Source organism: Phytoactinopolyspora endophytica (genome assembly GCF_004138495.1).
GTDB lineage: Bacteria > Actinomycetota > Actinomycetes > Jiangellales > Jiangellaceae > Phytoactinopolyspora > Phytoactinopolyspora endophytica.
The window spans coordinates 89259-89770 of the sequence record NZ_ML142860.1 but is presented as its reverse complement, the minus strand read 5'-3'; the positions used below and the strand labels follow the sequence as shown (position 1 = coordinate 89770).

General features: G+C 71.9%; 1 protein-coding gene. It reads right to left on the bottom strand.

Annotated elements, in window-relative coordinates:
- The coding region (locus tag ELR45_RS41320; RefSeq protein WP_240760008.1) for a chorismate synthase at positions 1-512 on the bottom strand (512 nt) is incomplete at both ends.

The window sequence follows — 512 nt, the reverse complement described above, 5'->3', positions numbered from 1 at the left end:
TCTCCTCACCGGTACTGGTGTCGATTGTGCGAAGCGCCCTGGGCACCGTCGAGATCGGCTTCATCGCCGCTCGCACGCGCATGACCTCCCCGGTGGACATACCGCCCTCGATGCCGCCGGACCGACCGGACGTCCGGTGCACGCCGCCACCCGCCACCGGTTCGATCTCGTCCTGGGCCGCGGAGCCTCGGGTCCGCGCCAGCTCGAAGCCCTCCCCGACCTCCACCCCCTTGATCGCCTGGATGCCCATCAGGGCACCCGCCAGACGCGCGTCCAGCCGGCGGTCACCGTGCACGTAGCTGCCCAGCCCGGGAGGCAGGCCGTATCCGACCACCTCGACCACTCCGCCAAGCGTGTCGCCGGCTTTGCGGGTCTCGTCGACCTCGGTCACCATCGCCGCGCTCGTCCCGGAGTGGAAGCAGCGGAGCGGGTCGGCGTCGAGCGCCTCGACGTCGTCGGCGTGCGGCAACGGCGAGCCCGTGGGAACGGCGACGGTTCCGAGCTCGACCGTG